This is a genomic window from Streptomyces luteolus (genome assembly GCF_029968015.1).
GTDB classification, from domain to species: Bacteria; Actinomycetota; Actinomycetes; order Streptomycetales; family Streptomycetaceae; genus Streptomyces; species Streptomyces luteolus.
In genome coordinates this window covers 12910-33594 of record NZ_JASCIS010000006.1, presented here as the reverse complement: position 1 = coordinate 33594, position 20685 = coordinate 12910, and the positions used below count along the sequence as shown (strand labels likewise).

Genomic DNA, 20685 nt, shown 5'->3' with positions numbered 1-20685 from the left:
TAAGCTGCGGAAGGACAGGGAGGGGACCGACCCCTTTACTGCCTGACCGCTCTGAGGAGCGATTAACGATGTTCGAGAGGTTCACCGACCGCGCGCGGCGGGTTGTCGTCCTGGCTCAGGAAGAAGCCCGGATGCTCAACCACAATTACATCGGCACCGAGCACATCCTCCTGGGCCTGATCCACGAGGGTGAGGGTGTCGCCGCTAAGGCCCTGGAGAGCCTCGGGATTTCGCTCGAGGCGGTCCGCCAGCAGGTGGAGGAGATCATCGGCCAGGGCCAGCAGGCCCCGTCCGGGCACATCCCCTTCACCCCTCGTGCCAAGAAGGTCCTGGAGCTGTCGCTCCGCGAGGCCCTTCAGCTGGGCCACAACTACATCGGCACGGAGCACATCCTGCTCGGCCTGATCCGCGAGGGCGAGGGCGTCGCCGCCCAGGTCCTCGTGAAGCTGGGTGCCGACCTCAACCGGGTGCGGCAGCAGGTCATCCAGCTGCTCTCCGGTTACCAGGGCAAGGAGACCGCCACCGCCGGCGGTCCTGCCGAGGGCACGCCCTCCACGTCCCTGGTCCTCGACCAGTTCGGCCGGAACCTCACCCAGGCCGCTCGTGAGTCCAAACTCGACCCGGTCATCGGGCGCGAGAAGGAGATCGAGCGGGTCATGCAGGTGCTGTCCCGCCGTACGAAGAACAACCCGGTCCTGATCGGTGAGCCCGGCGTCGGCAAGACCGCCGTCGTCGAGGGCCTCGCCCAGGCCATCGTCAAGGGCGAGGTGCCCGAGACCCTCAAGGACAAGCACCTCTACACCCTCGACCTGGGTGCGCTGGTCGCGGGCTCCCGCTACCGCGGTGACTTCGAGGAGCGCCTGAAGAAGGTCCTCAAGGAGATCCGCACCCGCGGCGACATCATCCTGTTCATCGACGAGCTGCACACGCTCGTGGGTGCGGGTGCCGCCGAGGGCGCGATCGACGCCGCCAGCATCCTCAAGCCGATGCTGGCCCGCGGTGAGCTGCAGACCATCGGTGCGACGACGCTCGACGAGTACCGCAAGTACCTGGAGAAGGACGCCGCGCTCGAGCGCCGCTTCCAGCCGATCCAGGTCGCGGAGCCGTCGCTGCCGCACACCATCGAGATCCTCAAGGGCCTGCGCGACCGGTACGAGGCGCACCACCGTGTGTCCATCACCGACGAGGCCCTCGTCCAGGCCGCGACCCTGGCCGACCGGTACATCTCGGACCGCTTCCTGCCGGACAAGGCGATCGACCTGATCGACGAGGCCGGTTCCCGGATGCGCATCCGCCGGATGACCGCGCCGCCGGACCTCCGCGAGTTCGACGAGAAGATCGCCGGTGTCCGCCGGGACAAGGAGTCCGCGATCGACTCGCAGGACTTCGAGAAGGCCGCCTCGCTGCGGGACAAGGAGAAGCAGCTCCTGTCCGCCAAGGCCAAGCGGGAGAAGGAGTGGAAGGCCGGCGACATGGACGTCGTCGCCGAGGTCGACGGCGATCTGATCGCCGAGGTCCTCGCGACCGCCACCGGCATCCCGGTCTTCAAGCTGACCGAGGAGGAGTCCTCGCGTCTGCTGCGCATGGAGGACGAGCTGCACAAGCGCGTCATCGGCCAGAACGACGCGGTCAAGGCGCTCTCCAAGGCCATCCGGCGTACGCGCGCGGGCCTCAAGGACCCGAAGCGTCCCGGCGGTTCGTTCATCTTCGCCGGCCCGTCCGGTGTCGGTAAGACCGAGCTGTCCAAGGCGCTCGCCGAGTTCCTCTTCGGCGACGAGGACGCGATGATCTCCCTCGACATGTCGGAGTTCAGCGAGAAGCACACCGTCTCGCGGCTCTTCGGCTCGCCCCCCGGCTACGTCGGGTACGAAGAGGGCGGCCAGCTCACCGAGAAGGTGCGCCGCAAGCCGTTCTCCGTGGTCCTCTTCGACGAGGTCGAGAAGGCCCACCCGGACATCTTCAACTCGCTCCTGCAGATCCTGGAGGACGGTCGCCTGACCGACTCCCAGGGCCGGGTCGTCGACTTCAAGAACACGGTCATCATCATGACGACCAACCTCGGCACCCGGGACATCTCCAAGGGCTTCAACCTGGGCTTCGCGGCGCAGGGCGACACGAAGACCAACTACGAGCGCATGAAGAACAAGGTCTCGGACGAGCTCAAGCAGCACTTCCGCCCCGAGTTCCTCAACCGTGTCGACGACGTCGTCGTCTTCCCGCAGCTCAGCCAGGCCGACATCCTGCGGATCGTCGACCTGATGATCGACAAGGTGGACGAGCGCCTGAAGGACCGGGACATGGGCATCGAGCTCTCCCAGTCCGCCAAGGAGCTCCTCGCCAAGAAGGGCTACGACCCGGTCCTGGGCGCCCGGCCGCTGCGCCGCACGATCCAGCGCGAGGTCGAGGACAGCCTGTCGGAGAAGATCCTCTTCGGCGAGCTGCGCCCCGGTCACATCGTGGTCGTGGACACCGAGGGCGAGGGCGAGCAGCAGACCTTCACCTTCCGCGGCGAGGAGAAGTCGACGCTGCCGGACGTGCCGCCGGTGGACGCCGCCGCGGGCGGCTCCGGCCCGGACCTGACCAAGGGCTGAGTCGGCTGTAGCCAGTAGGCAGCAAGGGGCCGGCCCCGAACCGAGACATCGGTTCGGGGCCGGCCCCTTTTCGTCGTGCCCCAGCGAGCTGCCTCCTGGAGCTTTCCTGGCGCTTTCCCGGAGCTTCCCAGGAGCCTCCGGGAAGCTTCCCGGAAGCCTCTCGTGAGCCGTGATCCGAGTAGCCCCGGTCACATCCCGGCAGGGTTCGATCTTGCCCCGCGGTGACATGACGCACAGGCGTTTCGAGGGGTACTAGCCGGAATAGTCGACGGCGGTCCCGGGGGGTGGGGGACCTTCGGCAGGCAACCTTCGGGACTAAAGTCCCGAATCGGGCGAGTCGGGGGCAAGTGGGGCGTTAGTGTCCCTCAATAAGCTACTGAAGTGGGGCTAAACACCACTTCCAGGATCATTTCCAAAGGTCTCAGGAAGAGCGCCCAAACAGCGTCAAGAGGCCATCATTCCCCTGCCTCCGTACGAGCTTTGGTAGTAGATGGGGTGTTTGAGTGCGGCGGTGGGGGCGGGTTACCAAGGTGGGGCAGCCCGGTCGCAGAGGTTCGTCGGCCGGGTCCGCTCATGTCTTTGCTCCGGACGTCGATGTCCGGACCGCCCCCACCCCCTGGAGGTCATCCGTGATGTCGAAGCGCGCCGAGTCCCACATATCCAAGTCGTCGCTGTTCCGTACCCGGGCGACCGTTCTCGTCGCTGGTGTCGGCGTGGTGGCGACGCTCGGCGCGGGGGTTGCCATGGCCGCCGAGCAGAGCTCGGGCAGTGGCTTCACCGGTGCGTCCGCCTCCGTCGAGGCGCAGGCCGTCAAGGCGCAGGCCAAGGCTCAGGCCCAGGCCGCCACGAAGAAGGCCGAGGCGGCCGCGAAGAAGAAGGCCGAGGCCAAGGCCGCCGCGAAGAAGAAGGCGGCCGGCTGGGGCAACCCGGTCAAGAACTACACGCTGAGCGCCAGCTACGCCCAGGCCGGCGGCATGTGGTCGCACAAGCACTCCGGCCAGGACTTCGCCGTGCCGGTCGGCACGAAGGTCGCCGCCGTGCACAACGGCACCGTCGTCAAGGCCGGCCCGAACGGCGCCGGTGACGGTCCCGCGTACGGCAACGCCGTGGTGATCAAGCACGACAACGGCCGCTACTCGCAGTACGCGCACCTGTCCAAGGTCGGCGTCAAGGTCGGCCAGAAGGTGAAGACCGGCCAGGAGATCGCCCGTTCCGGCAACACCGGCAACTCCAGCGGCCCGCACCTGCACTTCGAGATCCGTACGTCCCCGAACTACGGCTCGGCGATCAACCCGGTCAGCTTCATGCGCTCGCTCGGCGTGAACTTCTGACGCGTCTGCGCACGCCCGCCCTTTAGCGGGATTCCCGGTCCGAGTGGGCCTGGGTGACCAGATCGGTGGCGACCTCGAGGATGGCCCTGCGCTTCTCCTCCGGGTCGCCTTCGACGTCCTTGAGGGCGAACAGCCCGGCGTGCATCGAGAACAGCGCGCTGAAGCAGCGGACCTGGTCGGTGAGCGGGGCGTCGGGTTCGCGCAGGACGTCGAGCAGGCGCAGCATGCGGGCCTTGAACTCCTCGCCGGCCTGCAGGTCCCGCATCGTCGCCTGGTTCTCCTGCATGAACCGGAAGAGGCGTTCCGCTCCGGCGAGCGCTTCGCTGTAGCGGCGCAGGATCTCCTGCTTGGTCTCCAGGGTGCGCGGCTGCTCGGCGGCCCATTCGATCAGCTCGTCGGTCGGCCGCGCCAGGTCCTCGAAGAGGCTGCCGAGGATGTCTTCCTTGGTCTTGAAGTGGTAGTAGAGCGCCGCTTTGGTGACCTCGAGCCGCTCCGCGATCTCCCGCAGCGAGGTCTTCTCGTACCCGCGCTCGGCGAAGAGCTCCAGGGCGACGTCCTGGATCCGCTGCCGCGTATTGCCCCGGCGGGGGCGGGCGTCTGCGTTGCTGCTCATCGTGGTCTCCTGCGGCTGCGCTCGGCCGTCGTCGTACGCGAACTGAACTTACTTGACGCCCGGCTAGTTTACGGTCTACCTTCCCTTATAGTATCCAACTAGCCGGGCGGCAAGTAAGTACGGGGGAGTGATCTCGATGGCGATATCCGAGGCCGCGGTGGCGGCCGAGCCGGAGAAGCAGGCGGCCGAACCGCCGAAGCGCAGTGTGCGGGTGGTGCTCCTCGCGCTGATGATCGCGATGTTGCTCGCGATGCTGGACAACATGATCATCGGCACCGCGATGCCGACGATCGTCGGCGATCTCGGCGGTCTCGAGCACCTGTCCTGGGTGGTCACCGCCTATACGCTCGCCACCGCCGCGTCCACCCCGATCTGGGGCAAGCTCGGCGACATGTACGGGCGGAAGGGCACCTTCCTCACCTCGATCGTGATCTTCCTGATCGGCTCCGCGCTCTCCGGAATGGCCCAGGACATGGACCAGCTGATCGGCTTCCGCGCGGTCCAGGGCCTCGGCGCCGGCGGTCTGATGGTCGGCGTGATGGCGATCATCGGCGACCTGATCCCGCCCCGCGAGCGCGGCCGCTACCAGGGCATGATGGCCGGCGTGATGGCGCTCGCCATGATCGGCGGGCCCCTGGTCGGCGGCACCATCACCGACAACTGGGGCTGGCGCTGGTCCTTCTACATCAACCTGCCGCTCGGCGTGATCGCCCTCGCCATGGTCACGATTGTCCTGCACCTGCCGAAGAAGCGCTCGCAGGCCCGGATCGACTACCTGGGCGCGGCCCTCCTGACCATCGGCATCACCGCGATCGTCCTGGTCACGACCTGGGGCGGTACGGAGTACGCCTGGGGCTCGGCCATGATCGTCGGCCTCTCCGTGCTCGGCGTGGTGGCGCTCGGCACGTTCCTGTACTCGCAGACGCGGGCGGCCGACCCGATCATGCCGCTGCACATCTTCCGCAGCCGCAACTTCACGCTGATGTCCGTGATCGGCTTCATCACCGGCTTCGTGATGTTCGGAGCGGTGCTCTTCCTGCCGCTCTACCAGCAGTCCGTGCAGGGCGCCTCGGCCACCAACTCCGGCCTGCTGCTGCCGATGCTGCTCTCGATGATGGTGGTCTCGCTGATCGCGGGCCGGGTCACGACCAACAGCGGCAAGTACAAGATCTTCCCCATCGCGGGTGGCGCGCTGATGGTGACCGGCCTGTTCCTGCTCGCGCAGATGGACACCGGCACGTCCCGGCTGACCTCCGGCATCTACATGGCGGTGCTCGGCGCGGGCATGGGCTTCCTGATGCAGATCACCATGCTGGTGGCGCAGAACAGCGTCGAGATGAAGGACATGGGCGTCGCCTCCTCCTCGACCACCCTGTTCCGTACGCTCGGCAGCTCCTTCGGCGTCGCCGTCATGGGCGCCCTGTTCAACAACCGCGTCGCCCACGAGATGGCGGAGCGGGTACCCGGTGGCAGCGGCGGTGCGCTGCCCAACGCCCAGCTGGACGCGGCGAGCCTGGCGAAGCTGCCGGACGCGATGCGGGAGGCGTACCAGTTCGCGGTGTCGTCCGGCACGCACGGGGCGTTCCTGCTCGGCTCGGCGATCGCGGTCGTGGCGTTCCTCGCGGCGCTGTTCGTCAAGGAGGTGCCGCTCAAGGGGGCGGGCCCCCAGAAGAAGTCCGAGCCGGCGGCCGAGTCCGCCTGAGTGTCCGGTCGCCCGGCGGTACGTCGAGGCCCCTGGAGCCGCGCGCTCCGGGGGCCTCGACGCGTCTCGGGGCCGGGTGGATTGTCAGTGGGGTGGATTGTCAGTGGGGCGTGCCAGCATCGAAGGCGTGGACCCCGTCGAGACTGTTGAGCCCGCCGAGCCCGCCGAGCCCGTGCGTACGCCCGTGACCGCGCACGTCGCGCATCTGCGGCAGTTGCGCCTGGCCAAGGACGCCATGGACCGGGACTGGGCCGACCCGGAGCTCGACCTGGACGCGACGGCGGCCCGCGCCGGGTACTCCCGCTCGCACTTCGTCCGCGCCTTCAAGGCGGTGTACGGGGAGACGCCCGGCCAGTATCTTTCGCGGCGCCGGATCGAGCGCGCCGCGGAGATGCTGCGTACGGCCGATCTGACCGTCACCGAGATCTGCAACCTGGTCGGGTTCAGCAGCCTCGGCACGTTCTCCACCCGCTTCCGTGAGCAGACGGGGCTCAGCCCGAGCGAGTACAGACGGGAGAACGTCGGCCGCGGCGCCGCACTCATCCCCGGGTGCTACGCGCTGCTCTGGGCCGGCGGATTCAAGCCGCAGCGGGACAGCAACTTTCGAGAAGCCGACTGAACCCGGCGCTGCCTACGGTGACAGGGAAGTCAACGGCGACCACCTCTTCCCCCCCCTCAGCCCCAGGAGCACCTCATGATCAAAGGCGTCGGCATCACCACCGTCTGGACCCTCGACCAGGACCGTACGAAGGCGTTCTTCACCGAGAAGCTCGGCATGGAGGTCCGTACGGACATGGCCATGGGCGATATGCGATGGGTCACCGTGGGCGCCAAGGACCAGCCGGACGTCGAGCTGGCGCTGATGCGCCCTGACGGTCACGGCGTGGACCCGGAGTCGTCGAAGGCGCTGATCGAGCTTGTGACCAAGGGGGTCATCGGTGCCTGCGCCCTGCGTACGGACGACTGCCGCGGGGACTACGAGACGTTCCGGGCGCGCGGCGTGGAGTTTCTGCAGGAGCCGAAGGAGCGGCCGTACGGCATCGAGGCGATCTTCCGGGACGACAACGGGAACTGGTACTCGCTGACGGAGCGCGGGGAAGGCCTCGACCTGTCGAAGGAGTGGGGATAGGCCCGCCGCCGCCTCAGCTCACGCCGAGGCTCCCCAGCTCCGGCATCGGGTAGCTGCCCGTGTTCGTCGGCGCGTGCTCCGGCAGCCACAGCACGGCCACCGCGCCCTCCGCCGGACCGTTGCCGTGCTCCGGGCCGACGTTGCGGAAGGTGAGGCGGGCGCCGAGGACGCGGGCCTGGCCTGCGGCGATGGTCAGGCCGAGCCCGTGGCCGTGGCCAGCGCGGTCCGTCGAGCCGGTGCGGAACCGGCTGGGCCCGTCGGCGAGGAGGTCCTCGGGGAAGCCGGTGCCGTGGTCGCGTACGCGGATGACCCGGCCCTCGACGGAGATCTCGATCGGGGCGCCGCCGTGCTTGGTGGCGTTGGCGAGGAGGTTGCCGACGATCCGCTCCAGGCGGCGTGGGTCGGTCGTCACCTCGGACTCGTGCACCACCCGCACATCCACGTCCGGGTACATGGCCCGCACCCGGCGCGAGATGAACTCGCCGAGCGTGATGTCCTGCAGCTCGGCCCGCTCGGACGCGCCGTCCAGGCGGGCGACTTCGAGCACGTCCTCGACCAGCGTGCGCAGCGCCTGCGCCCGGTCCTTGACCAGCTCGCTGGGGCGCCCCTCCGGCAGCAGCTCGGCCGCCGTGAGCAACCCGGTGACCGGGGTGCGCAGCTCGTGCGCGATATCGGCGGTCACCCGGCGCTCCGCCTCGTACCGCTGCTTCAGGGCGTCGGCCATGGCGTCCACGGCGCGGGCCAGATCGTCGGTCTCATCGCGTACGACACCGCCGATGGCGTCCCGCACCCGGACCTCGGTCTCGCCCTGGGCGACCATGTGCGCGGCGGCCGCGGCCTCGCGCAGGCGGCGGGAGAGCTGGCCGCCGATCAGCACGCCGAGGGCGCAGCCGCCGAAGACGACCGCGATCGAGCCGATGATCAGGGCCTGGTCGAGGTCCTTCATCACGGTGGCGCTGCGGTCGGTGAAGCGGGAGTGCAGGGAGAGGATCTTGCCGCCGCTGACCGGGGTCGCGGCCCATATGTCGGGGGCGCCGTCGGTCTCCTGGACGTAGGTGGCGCGGCGGCCGGCCTCGGCCTTGGCGCGGAGCTCGGGCGGCAGCTCGGGGTCGTCGATCTTGCTCTGCAGGCGGGGGCTCTTCGAGGACTCGTACAGCCGCTGCGCCATCTGGAGCTGGGTGTCCTGGAGGTCGCGGGCGTTGTCCAGCATCGAGACCCGGGCGGCGTTGTGGACGACGAGGCTGAGCGCGATCGCCACCAGGGCGCCGACCAGCGCGATCGCCGCGCTGAGCTTCCAGCGCAGGCCCGTGCGCAGTCCCTTGGGCAGTTCGGTGAGGCGCAGCCCGGACAGCCTCCGCCCGATCCGCCCCCGCCCGCTCAGCCGCAACCCGGTCCGCCTCATCGCTTGAGCGTCATCCCTTGAGCTTGTAGCCGAAGCCGCGGACGGTCTCGATCCGGTCCTGGCCGATCTTGGTGCGCAGCCGCTGCACATGGACGTCGACGACGCGGGTGTCCCCGCCCCAGCCGTAGTCCCACACCCGCTCCAGGAGCTTGTCGCGGGAGAGGACCGTGCCGGGCGCCGCCGAGAACTCCAGGAGCAGGCGCATCTCGGTGGGCGTCAGGGCGACGTGCGCACCGCCGCGCCGCACCTCCATGCCCTCCGTGTCCACCTCCAGGTCGCCGAAGACGAGCACGCCCCCGCTCACCTGCCCCGCACCCTCGTCCGCCGCACCGCCCGAGCCGTTGCCGGGACCGCCCGCGTGCCCGAACCGGCGCAGCACGGCGCGGATCCGGGCGACGAGCACGGCGCCGTCGAACGGCTTCGTCACGTAGTCGTCGGCGCCGGCCTCCAGGCCGAGGACCACGTCGATGGAGTCGGCCCGCGCCGACAGCATGATCACCGGCACCGTGGACTCGTCCCTGATGCGCCGGCACAGCGAGACGCCGTCGAGCCCCGGCACCATCACGTCGAGCAGGGCGATGTCCGGCTGGTTCGACCGGAACGCCTCCAGGCCCGACAGGCCGTCCGGCATGGCGGTGACCACGAAGCCGTCGCGCTCAAGGGCGAGCTGCGTCGCTTCGCGGATGACGTCGTCGTCCTCGACGAACAGGACATGGGTCTGCTCGGCCATCCGCTCGCTCTCAGTTCTCCTCGGGCGCGGGTCTGACGTCGCCGCCCGCGCTGCCGTATCGGTTGGTCCAGTGCCTGGTCTGCACGAAGGCGTCGTCACGCCATTCGTAGAGGGTGATGTCCTCGCCGGAGGGCAAGGCCACCGAGTCGTCCTTCTCGTACGTCTGCCGCGTGACGGTCAGCCCGTCCCGGTCGATCTCGGCGTACGACGCGGGCTGCTCGGTGCGGAACACATTCTCGTACGCACCCCCCTTGGCGCGATAGACGTATGCCCCGATGCCGATGGCGTCACCGCAGGTCAGGACGTTCACCACGACATCGTTGCGGGATCCGCCGGTCAGGTTCCCGTAGCTGACGTCGACCGGGTACGAGTCGCCCGCGCAGGGCTTCAGATCGGCCTTGACCGCCTTGCTGACCCGGGGGTCCTCGCGCACGAGGCGCACCGGGTCGACCGCGTGCTCCTTGCCGGGCCTGGCGGACGGGGCGGGGGAGCCCTGCGCCACCTGGTCGCTGCGGGCCGGGCCCTCGTCACGCGTGCCGGTGCCGCCCGTGCTGCAGGAGACGAGGGCGCCCAGGCAAAGCCCGAGGGCGGCGAGCGCCGCCGCAGCCGCACTCCCCGCCCTGGGTCCGCCGAGCCGTTTCAGGCCGTGCAACGCTCCCGCTCCTTAACTCCGAGCACGCCGCCGGCGCCGGTCTCGGCGTTGCGGCTCTCCAGCTCCTGGCGGAGGCGGGCGAGCGCCCGGTGCAGCGTGCTCTTGACCGTACCGGCAGACATGCCGAGGGCGGCAGCCGTCTCCTCGGTCGACATCTGCTCCCAGTGTCGCAGCACGACCACGCTGCGCTGCTTCGGGGCGAGGACCTTGAGTACGTCCATCAGGAGGGCGCGGTCGGCGTGCTGCTCGGTGGAGTCGTCGACGCTGGCGTCCGGCAGCTGCTCGGTGGGCACCTCCTCCAGGCGCCGGGCCCGCCACCACTCGGTCCGCGTATTGATCATCACGCGGCGGAGGTAGGCGTCCGCGAGCCGCTTGTCGGCGATCCCGTCCCAGCGGTGGTACGTCCGCACGAGCGCGGTCTGCAGCAGGTCCTGGGCGTCCACAGGGTCGGGCACGAGGCGGCGGGCGCTGCGCAGCAGGGCGTCCTGCCGCGTACGGACGTACTCCTCGAATTCGAGCACCTCGCCGTGCGCCATTCTCAACCGCCTCCGTTCTCACACCTGCATCCGAAGTGGAACCGGATCTCTCTCCGGAACATCTCCGAAGCTACGGAGGCGGTGTAACGGCGCTTCGCGAAGCAGCCTGCGGCAGGCGCACGGCTACCCCTCGGTTGTGTAACAGGGCTAAGCGGCGCCTAAAAATCCCCGGCGGTATGCCTGATCAGCCCGGATTCGCGCGGTGTAGGGACGATGTAGGGAAAGGATTTCCAGGCGTACGGGCCGCGCGGACCCAAGGCAGAGGCCCGCGCGACCGGAGTCGTGCGGGCCTCGAAGGGGCGGTGCGCCAGGGCTCGGCTCACGCGCGGTGGGTACGGGCTCAGCTCAGCGGCACGCGGCGGCTACGGGGCTCAGCTCAGCGGCAGCCGGTACAGACGGCCCGGCAGCGGCTCGACCAGGCCGTCCGCCACCAGACCGTCCAGGGCACGGGCCCGCTGTACCGGCTCGTCCCACACCCGGTCGAGCGTGGCCTGCGGCACCGGGGCCACCGCTTCCCGCAGCACGGCGAGCAGCTTGCCGCGCACCTGCCGGTCGGTACCCGCGTACGTCTGGCCGCGCCGGGCGGGGCCTTCGTGCGCGGGCTTTCCGGCGAGGCGCCAGGCGCACTGGCCGGCGATCGGGCAGCGCGCGCAGTCCTCGTTCTTCGCCGTGCAGACCAGCGCGCCCAGCTCCATGGAGGCGGCGGCCCAGCGCGCCGCCGTCGACTCGTCCTCGGGCAGCAGCGCGCGGGCCAGCTTGCGCTCGGCGGCGGTGGTGGCGTTCGGCGGGTACTGCACGCCGGTCGCCGCCCGCGCGAACACCCGGCGCACATTCGTGTCGAGCACCGCGTGCCGCTGCCCGTACGCGAAGGAGGCCACGGCCGCCGCCGTGTACTCCCCGATGCCGGGCAGCGCGAGCAGCTGCGCGTGTCTGCGTGGTACGTCGCCGCCGTGCCGTTCCGTTATCGCCACGGCGGCGCCGTGCAGCCGCAGTGCGCGGCGCGGGTAGCCGAGCCGCCCCCAGGCGCGGACCGCCTCACCGGGCGGCTCCTTGGCCAGGTCGGCGGGGCGCGGCCAGCGCGCGAGCCACTGCTCGTACACCGGCAGGACCCGGCTGACCGGGGTCTGCTGCAGCATGAACTCGCTGACCATCACGCCCCACGGGCCCGCGTCGGGGCGGCGCCAGGGCAGGTCGCGTGCGTGCGCCTCGAACCACGCGATGACGGGCGTGTGGAGCGAGTGCGACGCGTCGGGAGCGTCGGGTGCTTGGGGGGTGGAAGCGGTCGCAGTCATGGCACGGCGAGTGTCCCACGGGCGAGTTGAGGGCGGGGACATCGCCGTGCCGTACACCGTCCGCCGCCCTGCCGCCTCAGCGGGTCCGCTCGCCCTGGTACGCGCCGGGCTGCGGGGGCGCGGGCAGGTGCGCACCGCCCGCGTCACCGCGTACGGCGGCGTCACCGGGACCGGCGAACCAGCGCACCACGCCCGTTGACGAACCGCGCATCGCCGCGACGACCCGCGCGCCGGGACGGGTGCCGACGCGGACCGCGAGGAACGCCACGAGCGCGCCGAGCAGCAGGCCGACCGCCACGTCGTGCGGGTAGTGCACGCCGACGAAGACCCGGGAGAAGGCCATCAGGACCGCCATCGGCAGCGTCAGCCAGGCAAGCGAGCGCCAGGCCAGGACCAGGGCGACGGCGGCGGCGCCCGCGATCGTGGAGTGGTTGCTGGGGAAGGACCAGTCGCCCACCGGCGGACACTCCACCAGGGACGCCGCCGCACCCGCGACGGCCCGGCACGGCCGCTCCTCGTCCACCACCGACTTGGACAACTCGCTGACCACATAGGCGAGAGCGGTGCCGAGCGGCGCCAGGACCGATATCGCCAGAGCGCGCGGATCGCCGCGCCGCGCACGCCACCAGGCCGCCACGAAGAGCACGCCGAAGAGCAACAGCCCGGCCTCGGTCCACACTTCGGCCACGGTCTGCAGCCAGGCCGGGGTGTCGTGGGCGAAGCCGGTGATGTCGCGATAGAGGTCGGAGGTGTCGACCGGAGTGTTGCTTTCCATGCCATCCATGGTCGTGGACGCTACGGGCAGCTCCGACCCGCCACCTCCCGCGAACGACCAGGAAGGCACCTGACGAAAGTCATGACCCGGGGTCGCCCGAGGGCCCTCCGGGCTGATGATCCGTAAAAGTCCGGGCCCAGGGCGGCGGGTGGGGGCGGGAGTTGGGGCCGATCTCTCGTAAGGTTTGGGCCGTGGGATCTCTGCGCAATCCGATCGGGCCGCTTCCCTCCTCCATCTACTGGCGACGGAGGGCAGTTCTGCTGTCCGTGGTCGCGGTGCTCGCACTGCTCGCCGCCTGGGCCGTCACGGGCGGGGGCGGCGGAGGCGCCGGCGGATCGGGCACACCGGACGGCAAGGGGCCCGCGCCCTCCATCACTCCCGGACCTTCCGGTTCCGGCCCCGCCATCAGTGAACAGCCGGGCGGGCGGGACGAGTCGGGCGAGAGCGGCGGTTCGGGTGGCGGTTCCGGTTCCGGTTCCGGTTCGGGCTCCGGTTCGGGTGCGGGCGGCGACTCGGGCGGCGTCGGCGGTACCAAGGGTGACGTGGGCGAGAACGGCGTCGCCGACGGCTCCGGTACGCGGGTTCCGGCGGGCGCGGCGCTCGCCAACTGCACGCCGTCCCAGGTGATGTGGACCCTGCGCAGCGTCCGCAACGAGTACGAGCCGGGCGAGAAGCCGAAGTTCGAGATGATCGCCGAGAACACCTCGGCCAGCGCCTGCAAGGTCGATGTCGGTCCCGAGGGCACGATCCTGACGATCACTCAGGCCGACGGCGGCGACGTCCTGTGGGCCTCGGACGACTGCCCGGCAGGCCCCGCCCATGTCTTCCTGAAGGTGGCCCAGGGCGGCAAGTTCACGCACGCCGTCGAGTGGGACCGCAAGCCGAGCGAGAAGGAGTGCGCCACGCCGCGCCCCGGATCGGCCGAGCCCGGCACGTACTTGGTCGAGGCGAAGACGCCGGGGTTGCCGACGGCGCGGGCTTCGTTCGTGCTCAAGGAGGCGTAGTCGTGCCCCGATAAGGGGCGCGGGGCTGTGACATCAGCGGCTCCGCCGCGGGGCGCGAGCAACCACGACGGTGCAGCAGACGAACGACAGCGCCGCAGTCAGGCGGCGACCTACACGTACCGCTCAAGAATCGACGACTCCGCAAGCCGCGAAAGCCCCTCGCGGACGCTCCGCGCGCGGGCCTCGCCGACGCCGTCCACCGTCTGCAGGTCGTCCACGCTCGCCGCGAGCAGCTTCTGCAGGCCGCCGAAGTGCTCCACCAGGCGGTCGATGATCGCGCCGGGCAGCCGGGGCACCTTCGCGAGGAGCCGGAAGCCGCGCGGCGAGACCGCCGCGTCGAGCGTCTCGGGTGAGCCCGTGTACCCCAACGCCCTTGCCACGGTGGGGAGTTCGAGCAGCTCGGGGTGGGTGAGCTCGTTCAGCTCGTGCAGCGCTTCCTCGACCGTGCGGGAGCGCCTCGCGGTCGGCGCGGGGACGTAGTCCCGTACGACGAGTTCGCGCTCCGGCTCGACGCCCGCGATCAACTCGTCCAGCTGCAGGGCGAGAAGCCGGCCGTCGGTGCCGAGCTCCACCACGTACTCGGCGATCTCCGTGGCGATGCGGCGGACCATCTCCAGGCGCTGGGCGACCGCCGTCACGTCCCGGACCGTCACCAGGTCCTCGATCTCCAGGGCGGAGAGCGTGCCCGCGACCTCGTCCAGGCGGAGCTTGTACCGCTCAAGGGTGGCCAGGGCCTGGTTGGCGCGGGACAGGATCGCGGCGGAGTCCTCCAGGACGCGGCGCTGCCCGTCGACGTACAGCGCGATCAGGCGCATCGACTGGGAGACCGAGACCACCGGGAAGCCGACCTGCTTGCTGACGCGGTCCGCGGTGCGGTGCCGGGTGCCGGTCTCCTCGGTGGGGATCGTCGGGTCCGGTACGAGCTGGACGCCGGCCCGCAGGATCTTGGAGAGGTCCGACGAGACGACGATGCCGCCGTCGAGCTTGCAGAGCTCGCGCAGTCGCGTCGCGGTGAACTCCACGTCGAGGACGAAGCCGCCCGTGCACATCGCCTCGACGGTCTTGTCGGAGCCGAGCACGATGAGTCCGCCGGTGTTGCCGCGGAGGATGCGCTCCAGGCCGTCGCGCAGCCCGGTGCCGGGCGCGACCGCGCTCAGCGAGGCGCGCATCAGCCCATCGGAGCCGGAGCTCCCACCCGACTTGCCGGGAGCTGCCGCCCGGTCATTGGCTGCCACTGCACTCCTCCGGTCGCGGTTTCCTTGCCCTCGGTGTGTACGGAACACCTGGTGCTCGGTGCCGTACGCCCCTTGCTCGTACGGCCCCTGGTTCGTACGGATGGGCGAGACCGGGGCAAAGTCTACCGGCGGTCCCAGGCCGTGTCCGCTGAGTCCTTCCCCCACCCTTCGGGCGGGGTGCGTCTACCCGGGTGGCGAGCGCCTAGCCCTCCTGGCCCCCTCCTGGTCCTCCTAGCCCTCCTGGCTTTCCTTGGGCTCTCTGCGGCGGGACCTCGGCAGGACTCGCAGCGCGTCCCCCATGTCGGCGACCTCGGTGACCTTCATGCCGGCCGGGACCTTGCCCGGATCGCTCGGCACGAGCGCGTGCGTGAAGCCCAGGCGGTGGGCCTCGGCCAGTCTGCGCTGGACGCCCGTGACCCTTCGGACCTCGCCCGCCAGGCCGACCTCGCCGATCGCGACCAGGTTCTTCGGCAGCGGGGTGTCGCTCGCGGCGCTCGCCAGGGCGAGGGCCACCGCGAGGTCGGCCGCCGGTTCGGAGAGCTTCACCCCGCCGACCGTCGCGCTGTAGATGTCCCTTTTGCCCAGGGCGCTGATGCGGCCGCGCTGTTCGAGCACGGCGAGCATCATCGAGACGCGGGAGGTCTCAAGACCGGAGGTCGTACGCCTGGGGGAGGGGATCTGCGAGTCGACCGTCAGGGCCTGGACCTCGGCGACCAGCGGGCGGCGGCCCTCCAGGGTGACGGTCAGGCAGGTGCCGGGGACCGGCTCGGAGCGGCGGGTGAGGAACAGGCCGCTGGGGTCGGCGAGTCCGGTGATGCCCTCGTCGTGCAGCTCGAAGCAGCCGACCTCGTCCGTCGCCCCGTATCGGTTCTTGACGCCGCGGACCAGGCGCAGGCGCGCGTGCCGGTCGCCCTCGAAGGACAGCACCACGTCCACCAGGTGCTCCAGGAGGCGGGGGCCCGCGATGTTGCCGTCCTTCGTGACGTGGCCGACGAGGAGCGTGGACATGCCGCGTTCCTTCGAGGCGCGGATCAGGGCGCCCGCGACCTCGCGCACCTGGGCCATGCCGCCGGGGGCGCCGTCGATCTCCGGCGAGGCGACCGTCTGCACCGAGTCGAGGATCAGCAGGGAGGGCTTGACCGCGTCCAAGTGGCCGAGGACGGCGGAGAGATCGGTCTCCGCGGCCAGATACAGGTGGTCGTTCAGGGCGTTGATGCGGTCGGCGCGCAGCCTGACCTGGCTCGCGGACTCCTCGCCCGTCACATAGAGCGTGCGGTGCTCGTCGCTCGCCGCCTTCGCCGCGACGTCGAGCAGCAGGGTGGACTTGCCGACGCCGGGCTCGCCGGCGAGCAGCACCACGGCGCCGGGCACGAGGCCGCCGCCGAGCACGCGGTCCAGCTCGTCCACCCCCGTGGAGCGGGCGGTGGCCTGGCGGCCGTCGACCTGGCCGATGGGCAGGGCGGAGTTGGTGACGCGGCCGGGGGCGGTGGTGCGGACCGCGGGCGCGCCGTACTCCTCGACCGTGCCCCAGGCCTGGCATTCGGGGCAGCGGCCGAGCCACTTGGCCGTCTGCCAGCCGCACTCCGTGCAGCGGTACGACGGACGGTCCTTGGTGGATTTCGTACGGGCAGCCATGTGCGAAACCGTAGCGGGGGCCACTGACAATCCGGCCCGGGGGCGGCCGTACCCGTCCGCCCGGCACCTGTGCACCGGGGCGTGCTTCTGTGCGCCCCTGCCCGGCCGCTGCGACGGAATGAGGGGTTCCTGTCCCCTTTCGAGGGATCTGTTCACCCGTAAGGATTAAAGGTGCTGAAGGGGGCGGACCACCCCGGTCCATGGCCCCTACGGTCGCACGCGTGACGACCAGTAGCCCGGAGCATCCCACGAAGACCACCGGCGCACACCGGGCGCACCGTCGTGCGCCCAGGACCGTCCCGCAGGAGCCGTCGGCGCGCCACGAGCCCTATCTGGACGGCCTGTTCACGTACTGCCTGTCCGTGCTGTGCGACCACGACGCCGCGACCGCCGCCCTCGGCGACGTCCTCGCGCTCGCCGAACGGCGCTCGTCACGCGCCCCCGAGAAAGGCACCGCACGCCGCGCGTGGCTGTACGCGCTCGCGCGCTGGTCCTGTCTGCGACGGCTCGCCGAGGCCAAGCGGAAGCGGCAGGGCGGCGCCCATGTGGCGGGCCGGGCCCCGCAGAGCGGCGGCGGAGCAGCCGTGCCCGACGCGGTCGACGGCGAGCGGCGCCGCCAACTCGCCCTGCTGGCCTGGCCGGAGGCGGCCGGCACCACTCCCGAACAGCGCGAGGCCCTTGAACTCGCGGTCCGGCACGGCCTGTCGGCCGGCGAGGTCGGCGCGGTGCTCGGCCTCGAAGGCGACGCCGCGCGTGAGCTGCTCGCCGCCGCGGCCTGTGAGGTGGAGCGCACCAGGGCCGCGCTCGCCGTGGTCGAGACCGGCACGTGCCCGAGCATCGTCCGGCTCACCGGCGACAAGCAGGTGTTCCTCGGCGCGGCCCTGCGCCGCGAGCTCGTCCGGCACGTCGACGACTGCCCGCGCTGCCGCCGTACCGCCGAGCGCGCCGGGGCCGCCGCCTGGCCGGGCACCGCGGCCGCGCCCGCCGCGCTGCCCGTGGTCCCGGCGCCGCGCGACGCCGTGCACGGCGCGATGGTGCGGGCACCACGCGCGCGTGCGCAGGCCCCCCGGTTCGACCGGCGGGGCTTCCCGATGGACCCCAAGGACCACGCGGCCCGCCGGGACCGGATGCGCGCCCGCGCGGTGACGACGACGGTCGTCGCCACCGTCGTCGCGGCCCCTGTGCTCGCCCTGTGGGCGGCGTACCGAGGCGCGCCGCTCACCGGCGAGGCCATGGGCGGCCCCTCGGTCAGCGCGAGCGAGGACGGCTCCACCGGCCTCGACGGCGGCCGCGCGGACCACTACGAGAACGCGGGCAACGCGCGCAGCGAGCCCGACTCCCGGTTCACGGACGACGGCCGGTCGCCGGACGTCTCGGTCGAGGTGATCAGCCCCGGCGATGCCCCCACCCGCACGGGTGTGGGACCGGGGCGCCTCACCGTGGACGCGCAGCCCAGCGGGGGTTCGACGCTGATCACGCTGACCGCGTCCGGCGGTGCGCCGGTGCACTGGTCGGCGTACGAGGGCGCGTCCTGGCTGTGGCTGAGCCGGACGTCGGGGGTGCTCGAACCGGGCCGGTCCACGACGCTCCGGGTGTACGTCGACGAGAGCCGGGAGCCCGCGGGCAGGTGGCACGCGCGCGTGCGCATCGGTCCCGGAGACTCCGTGGTGGTGATCGACGGTCGTGGCGCGGGTTCTCCCTCGCCCAGTGATCCGGGTCGGCCCACCTCGCCGACGCCCACGGACCCCACGCCCACCGATCCCACGCCGACCGACCCGTCGCCCACGGACCCGAGCCCCACCGACCCGTCACCGACGGACCCGAGCCCGACGGATCCCACGCCGACGCCCACCGACCCGTCGCCCACGGACCCGACGACGAGCCCCTCGGGCACGGGATCGCCGAGCCAGTCAGGCTGAGCAGTGACGGTTCAGCAGCCCCAGCAGTGACGGTTCAGCAGCCCCAGCAGTGACGGTTCAGCAGACCCGCAGTGACGGTTCAGCAGCCCGGCCGGGGCAGTCGCGCGCCTCAGGCGGGGTCCGCCGGGTGCGGTGCCACCAGCGGGAGCTGGGACGCGAGCCGCTCCTCGCACAGCTCCGCGAGCCGCTCGTACCCCTCCTTGCCCATCAGCTCGATCAGCTCCGGGCGGTACGAGACGTACACCGGCTCGCCCGCGCCGTGCGCCGACGTCGCCGAGGTGCACCACCAGTGCAGGTCGTGGCCGCCCGGGCCCCAGCCCCTGCGGTCGTACTCCCCGATGGAGATCTGCAGCACCCGGCTGTCGTCCGGCCGGTCGATCCACTCGTACGTCCTGCGGACCGGGAGCTGCCAGCAGACGTCCGGCTTCGTCTCCAGGGGCTCGCGGCCCTCGCGCAGCGCCAGGATGTGCAGCGAGCAGCCCGCGCCGCCCGTGAAGCCCGGGCGGTTCTGGAAGATGCAGGAGCCCTCGAAGCGGCGGGTCTGGCGCTCGCCGTCCTCGTCCTCCTGGATCCAGCCCGTCTGCGTGCCGACATCGTGGTGCTGCCAGATCTCCGGGGTGAGCTTGGCCACATGCCCCGCCACGCGCTTCTCGTCGTCCTCGTCGGAGAAGTGCGCCCCGAGCGTGCAGCAGCCGTCGTCGGCGCGGCCCGCCTGGATGCCCTGGCAGCCGCTGCCGAAGATGCAGGTCCAGCGCGAGGTGAGCCAGGTCAGGTCGCAGCGGAAGACCTGCTCGTCGTCGGCGGGGTCGGGGAACTCGACCCAGGCGCGGGCGAAGTCGAGGCCCTGCTCGTCCGGCACGGCGGCAGCGGCCTTCTTGCCGTGCTTGCCGTGCTTGCCGTGCTTGCCGTGCTCACCGTGCTTCTCGTGCTGGGCGTTCTTCCCGTTCTCCCCGTCCTTCTTGGGCGCCTTGGAAGGTTTGTCGGTCTTCGCCTTTTTCGTCTTGGCCACGAATCCAGGGTATGCGTGCGGACCTGGTGGAGTGGACCGGCGGGCCTGCGGAGGGCAGTAGCGTTTTCCGTATGAGACTCGGTGTCCTCGACGTGGGTTCGAACACGGTGCATCTGCTGGTGGTGGACGCCCACCCCGGCGCGCGACCGCTGCCCGCGCACTCGCACAAGGCGGAGCTGCGGCTCGCCCAACTCCTCGACCCCTCGGGCGCGATCGGCCCCGAGGGCGTCGACCGGCTGATCACGACCGTCCTTGAGGCCCTGGAGGCCGCCGAGGACAAGGGCTGCGAGGAGGTGCTCTCCTTCGCGACCTCCGCCGTGCGCGAGGCGAGCAACGCCGACGCGGTGCTGAGAGCGGTCAAGGAGGCCACCGGGGTCGAGCTGCAGGTGCTCAGCGGCGAGGACGAGGCGCGGCTCACGTTCCTCGCGGCCCGCCGCTGGTTCGGCTGGTCCGCGGGCAAGCTGCTCGTCCTCGACATCGGCGGCGGCTCCCTGGAGATCGCGTACGGCATCGACGAGGACCCCGACGCCGCGGTCTCGCTGCCGCTCGGCGCCGGCCGGCTCACCTCGGCCTGGCTGCCCGGCGACCCGGCCGACCCGCAGGACGTCAAGGCGCTGCGCCGGCACGCGCGCGCCCAGATCGCCCGTACCGTCGGCGAGTTCAGCCGCTTCGGCTCGCCGGACCATGTGGTCGCCACGTCCAAGACGTTCAAGCAGCTGGCCAGGCTGGCCGGGGCCGCGCGGTCCGCCGAGGGGCTCTACATCCAGCGGGAGCTCAAGCGGAAGTCCCTGGAGGACTGGGTTCCGCAGCTGGCCGCGATGACCGTGGACGAGCGCGGCGAGCTGCCCGGGGTGTCCGAGGGCCGCGCGGCCCAGCTGCTCGCGGGCGCGCTCGTGGCCGAGGGGGCCATGGACCTGTTCGGTGTCGAGACCCTGGAGATCTGCCCCTGGGCGCTGCGCGAGGGCGTCATCCTGCGCCGCCTCGACCACCTCCCGGAGGGCGTGCAGCTGGACGAGGGCGCCGCGACGGCCACGGGCTGAGTGCGCGTTACAGGCTGAGTGCGCGTTGCGGAACCTGGCCGCACCCGCTCCGTAAGCCTTCGCAAGCCTTCGCGTACGTGCCGGAAGTCA

The 20685-nt window shown here is 71.2% G+C and carries 18 protein-coding genes; 8 read left to right on the top strand and 10 right to left on the bottom strand.

Annotation, left to right across the window (positions count from 1 at the left end):
* Nucleotides 1–68 precede the first annotated feature (68 nt).
* Nucleotides 69–2591: an ATP-dependent Clp protease ATP-binding subunit gene (locus QIT00_RS07515; protein WP_282534331.1), complete on the top strand. Its 2523-nt coding sequence runs from the start codon at nt 69–71 to the stop codon at nt 2589–2591.
* Between the two features lie 632 nt (nt 2592–3223).
* Entirely contained in the window at nt 3224–3922 is a 699-nt protein-coding gene (locus tag QIT00_RS07510; protein ID WP_282534330.1) for a M23 family metallopeptidase, read from the top strand.
* A gap of 22 nt (nt 3923–3944) precedes the next feature.
* On the opposite strand, the gene QIT00_RS07505 is transcribed toward QIT00_RS07510, so the two are convergent.
* Nucleotides 3945–4535, bottom strand: coding sequence for a TetR/AcrR family transcriptional regulator (locus tag QIT00_RS07505; RefSeq protein ID WP_282534329.1), 591 nt, complete (start codon nt 4533–4535; stop codon nt 3945–3947).
* A 136-nt stretch (nt 4536–4671) separates the two neighbouring features.
* On the opposite strand from QIT00_RS07505, the gene QIT00_RS07500 reads away from it, so the two are divergent.
* The 3 genes from QIT00_RS07500 to QIT00_RS07490 all read left to right on the top strand — a co-directional run bounded on the left by QIT00_RS07500 (nt 4672) and on the right by QIT00_RS07490 (nt 7366).
* Nucleotides 4672–6237: an MDR family MFS transporter gene (locus tag QIT00_RS07500; protein WP_282534328.1), complete on the top strand. Its 1566-nt coding sequence runs from the start codon at nt 4672–4674 to the stop codon at nt 6235–6237.
* A gap of 235 nt (nt 6238–6472) precedes the next feature.
* The gene (locus QIT00_RS07495) at nt 6473–6856 is read left to right on the top strand and encodes a helix-turn-helix transcriptional regulator (RefSeq protein WP_282534547.1); all 384 of its coding nucleotides are present in this window, start codon (nt 6473–6475) and stop codon (nt 6854–6856) included.
* Nucleotides 6857–6931: 75 nt separating this feature from the next.
* Entirely contained in the window at nt 6932–7366 is a 435-nt protein-coding gene (locus QIT00_RS07490; protein ID WP_282534327.1) for a VOC family protein, read from the top strand.
* Nucleotides 7367–7379: 13 nt separating this feature from the next.
* Here the strand turns inward: QIT00_RS07490 and cseC are convergent, their stop codons facing one another.
* From cseC to QIT00_RS07460, 6 genes are all read right to left on the bottom strand, one after another.
* A complete protein-coding gene (gene cseC, locus QIT00_RS07485; protein WP_282534326.1) occupies nt 7380–8768 on the bottom strand; it encodes a two-component system sensor histidine kinase CseC in 1389 nt (462 codons plus the stop codon).
* Between the two features lie 10 nt (nt 8769–8778).
* On the bottom strand, nt 8779–9498 hold the full coding sequence (gene cseB, locus QIT00_RS07480) for a two-component system response regulator CseB (protein WP_282534325.1): 720 nt from the start codon (nt 9496–9498) through the stop codon (nt 8779–8781).
* Between the two features lie 10 nt (nt 9499–9508).
* A complete protein-coding gene (locus tag QIT00_RS07475) occupies nt 9509–10150 on the bottom strand; it encodes a hypothetical protein (protein WP_282534324.1) in 642 nt (213 codons plus the stop codon).
* Nucleotides 10138–10686 carry a SigE family RNA polymerase sigma factor gene (locus tag QIT00_RS07470; protein ID WP_282534323.1) on the bottom strand — a complete coding sequence of 183 codons (549 nt, stop codon included), beginning with the start codon at nt 10684–10686 and terminating at the stop codon, nt 10138–10140. Before QIT00_RS07470 ends, QIT00_RS07475 begins: the two co-directional genes overlap by 13 nt.
* 371 nt (nt 10687–11057) lie before the next feature.
* A complete protein-coding gene (locus QIT00_RS07465; protein WP_282534322.1) occupies nt 11058–11978 on the bottom strand; it encodes an HhH-GPD family protein in 921 nt (306 codons plus the stop codon).
* 76 nt (nt 11979–12054) lie between these two features.
* Nucleotides 12055–12753: a phosphatase PAP2 family protein gene (locus QIT00_RS07460; RefSeq protein ID WP_282534321.1), complete on the bottom strand. Its 699-nt coding sequence runs from the start codon at nt 12751–12753 to the stop codon at nt 12055–12057.
* A 191-nt stretch (nt 12754–12944) separates the two neighbouring features.
* On the opposite strand from QIT00_RS07460, the gene QIT00_RS07455 reads away from it, so the two are divergent.
* Nucleotides 12945–13757: a hypothetical protein gene (locus tag QIT00_RS07455; protein WP_282534320.1), complete on the top strand. Its 813-nt coding sequence runs from the start codon at nt 12945–12947 to the stop codon at nt 13755–13757.
* A gap of 110 nt (nt 13758–13867) precedes the next feature.
* Here the strand turns inward: QIT00_RS07455 and disA are convergent, their stop codons facing one another.
* Together disA and radA are read right to left on the bottom strand one after the other, a co-directional pair.
* Nucleotides 13868–14992: a DNA integrity scanning diadenylate cyclase DisA gene (disA, locus tag QIT00_RS07450; RefSeq protein WP_282534319.1), complete on the bottom strand. Its 1125-nt coding sequence runs from the start codon at nt 14990–14992 to the stop codon at nt 13868–13870.
* 231 nt (nt 14993–15223) lie between these two features.
* Nucleotides 15224–16627 carry a DNA repair protein RadA gene (gene radA, locus QIT00_RS07445; RefSeq protein ID WP_282534318.1) on the bottom strand — a complete coding sequence of 468 codons (1404 nt, stop codon included), beginning with the start codon at nt 16625–16627 and terminating at the stop codon, nt 15224–15226.
* Between the two features lie 221 nt (nt 16628–16848).
* Here radA and QIT00_RS07440 point away from each other — a divergent pair, with 221 nt between their 5' ends.
* Complete coding sequence (locus QIT00_RS07440; protein WP_282534317.1) at nt 16849–18546, top strand: BACON domain-containing protein; 1698 nt, start codon at nt 16849–16851, stop codon at nt 18544–18546.
* A 109-nt stretch (nt 18547–18655) separates the two neighbouring features.
* Here QIT00_RS07440 and QIT00_RS07435 read toward each other — a convergent pair whose 3' ends face one another.
* Nucleotides 18656–19555 (bottom strand): hypothetical protein, encoded by a 900-nt coding sequence (locus tag QIT00_RS07435; RefSeq protein WP_282534316.1) that lies wholly within the window; start codon nt 19553–19555, stop codon nt 18656–18658.
* 71 nt (nt 19556–19626) lie between these two features.
* Between QIT00_RS07435 and QIT00_RS07430 the strand changes: the two genes are divergently transcribed.
* Complete coding sequence (locus QIT00_RS07430; protein WP_282534315.1) at nt 19627–20595, top strand: Ppx/GppA phosphatase family protein; 969 nt, start codon at nt 19627–19629, stop codon at nt 20593–20595.
* The last annotated feature ends 90 nt before the right edge of the window (nt 20596–20685 follow it).

Excerpts from the sequence above, each read along its gene's own strand:
- QIT00_RS07470 (WP_282534323.1), bottom strand. The coding sequence starts at position 10,686 with ATGGCGCACGGCGAGGTGCTCGAATTCGAGGAGTACGTCCGTACGCGG.
- QIT00_RS07465 (WP_282534322.1), bottom strand. The coding sequence starts at position 11,978 with ATGACTGCGACCGCTTCCACCCCCCAAGCACCCGACGCTCCCGACGCG.
- QIT00_RS07495 (WP_282534547.1), top strand. The coding sequence starts at position 6,473 with ATGGACCGGGACTGGGCCGACCCGGAGCTCGACCTGGACGCGACGGCG.
- QIT00_RS07515 (WP_282534331.1), top strand. The coding sequence starts at position 69 with ATGTTCGAGAGGTTCACCGACCGCGCGCGGCGGGTTGTCGTCCTGGCT.
- cseC (WP_282534326.1), bottom strand. The coding sequence starts at position 8,768 with ATGAGGCGGACCGGGTTGCGGCTGAGCGGGCGGGGGCGGATCGGGCGG.
- QIT00_RS07460 (WP_282534321.1), bottom strand. The coding sequence starts at position 12,753 with ATGGAAAGCAACACTCCGGTCGACACCTCCGACCTCTATCGCGACATC.
- QIT00_RS07500 (WP_282534328.1), top strand. The coding sequence starts at position 4,672 with ATGGCGATATCCGAGGCCGCGGTGGCGGCCGAGCCGGAGAAGCAGGCG.
- radA (WP_282534318.1), bottom strand. The coding sequence starts at position 16,627 with ATGGCTGCCCGTACGAAATCCACCAAGGACCGTCCGTCGTACCGCTGC.
- QIT00_RS07510 (WP_282534330.1), top strand. The coding sequence starts at position 3,224 with ATGTCGAAGCGCGCCGAGTCCCACATATCCAAGTCGTCGCTGTTCCGT.
- cseB (WP_282534325.1), bottom strand. The coding sequence starts at position 9,498 with ATGGCCGAGCAGACCCATGTCCTGTTCGTCGAGGACGACGACGTCATC.
- QIT00_RS07490 (WP_282534327.1), top strand. The coding sequence starts at position 6,932 with ATGATCAAAGGCGTCGGCATCACCACCGTCTGGACCCTCGACCAGGAC.
- QIT00_RS07505 (WP_282534329.1), bottom strand. The coding sequence starts at position 4,535 with ATGAGCAGCAACGCAGACGCCCGCCCCCGCCGGGGCAATACGCGGCAG.
- QIT00_RS07430 (WP_282534315.1), top strand. The coding sequence starts at position 19,627 with ATGAGACTCGGTGTCCTCGACGTGGGTTCGAACACGGTGCATCTGCTG.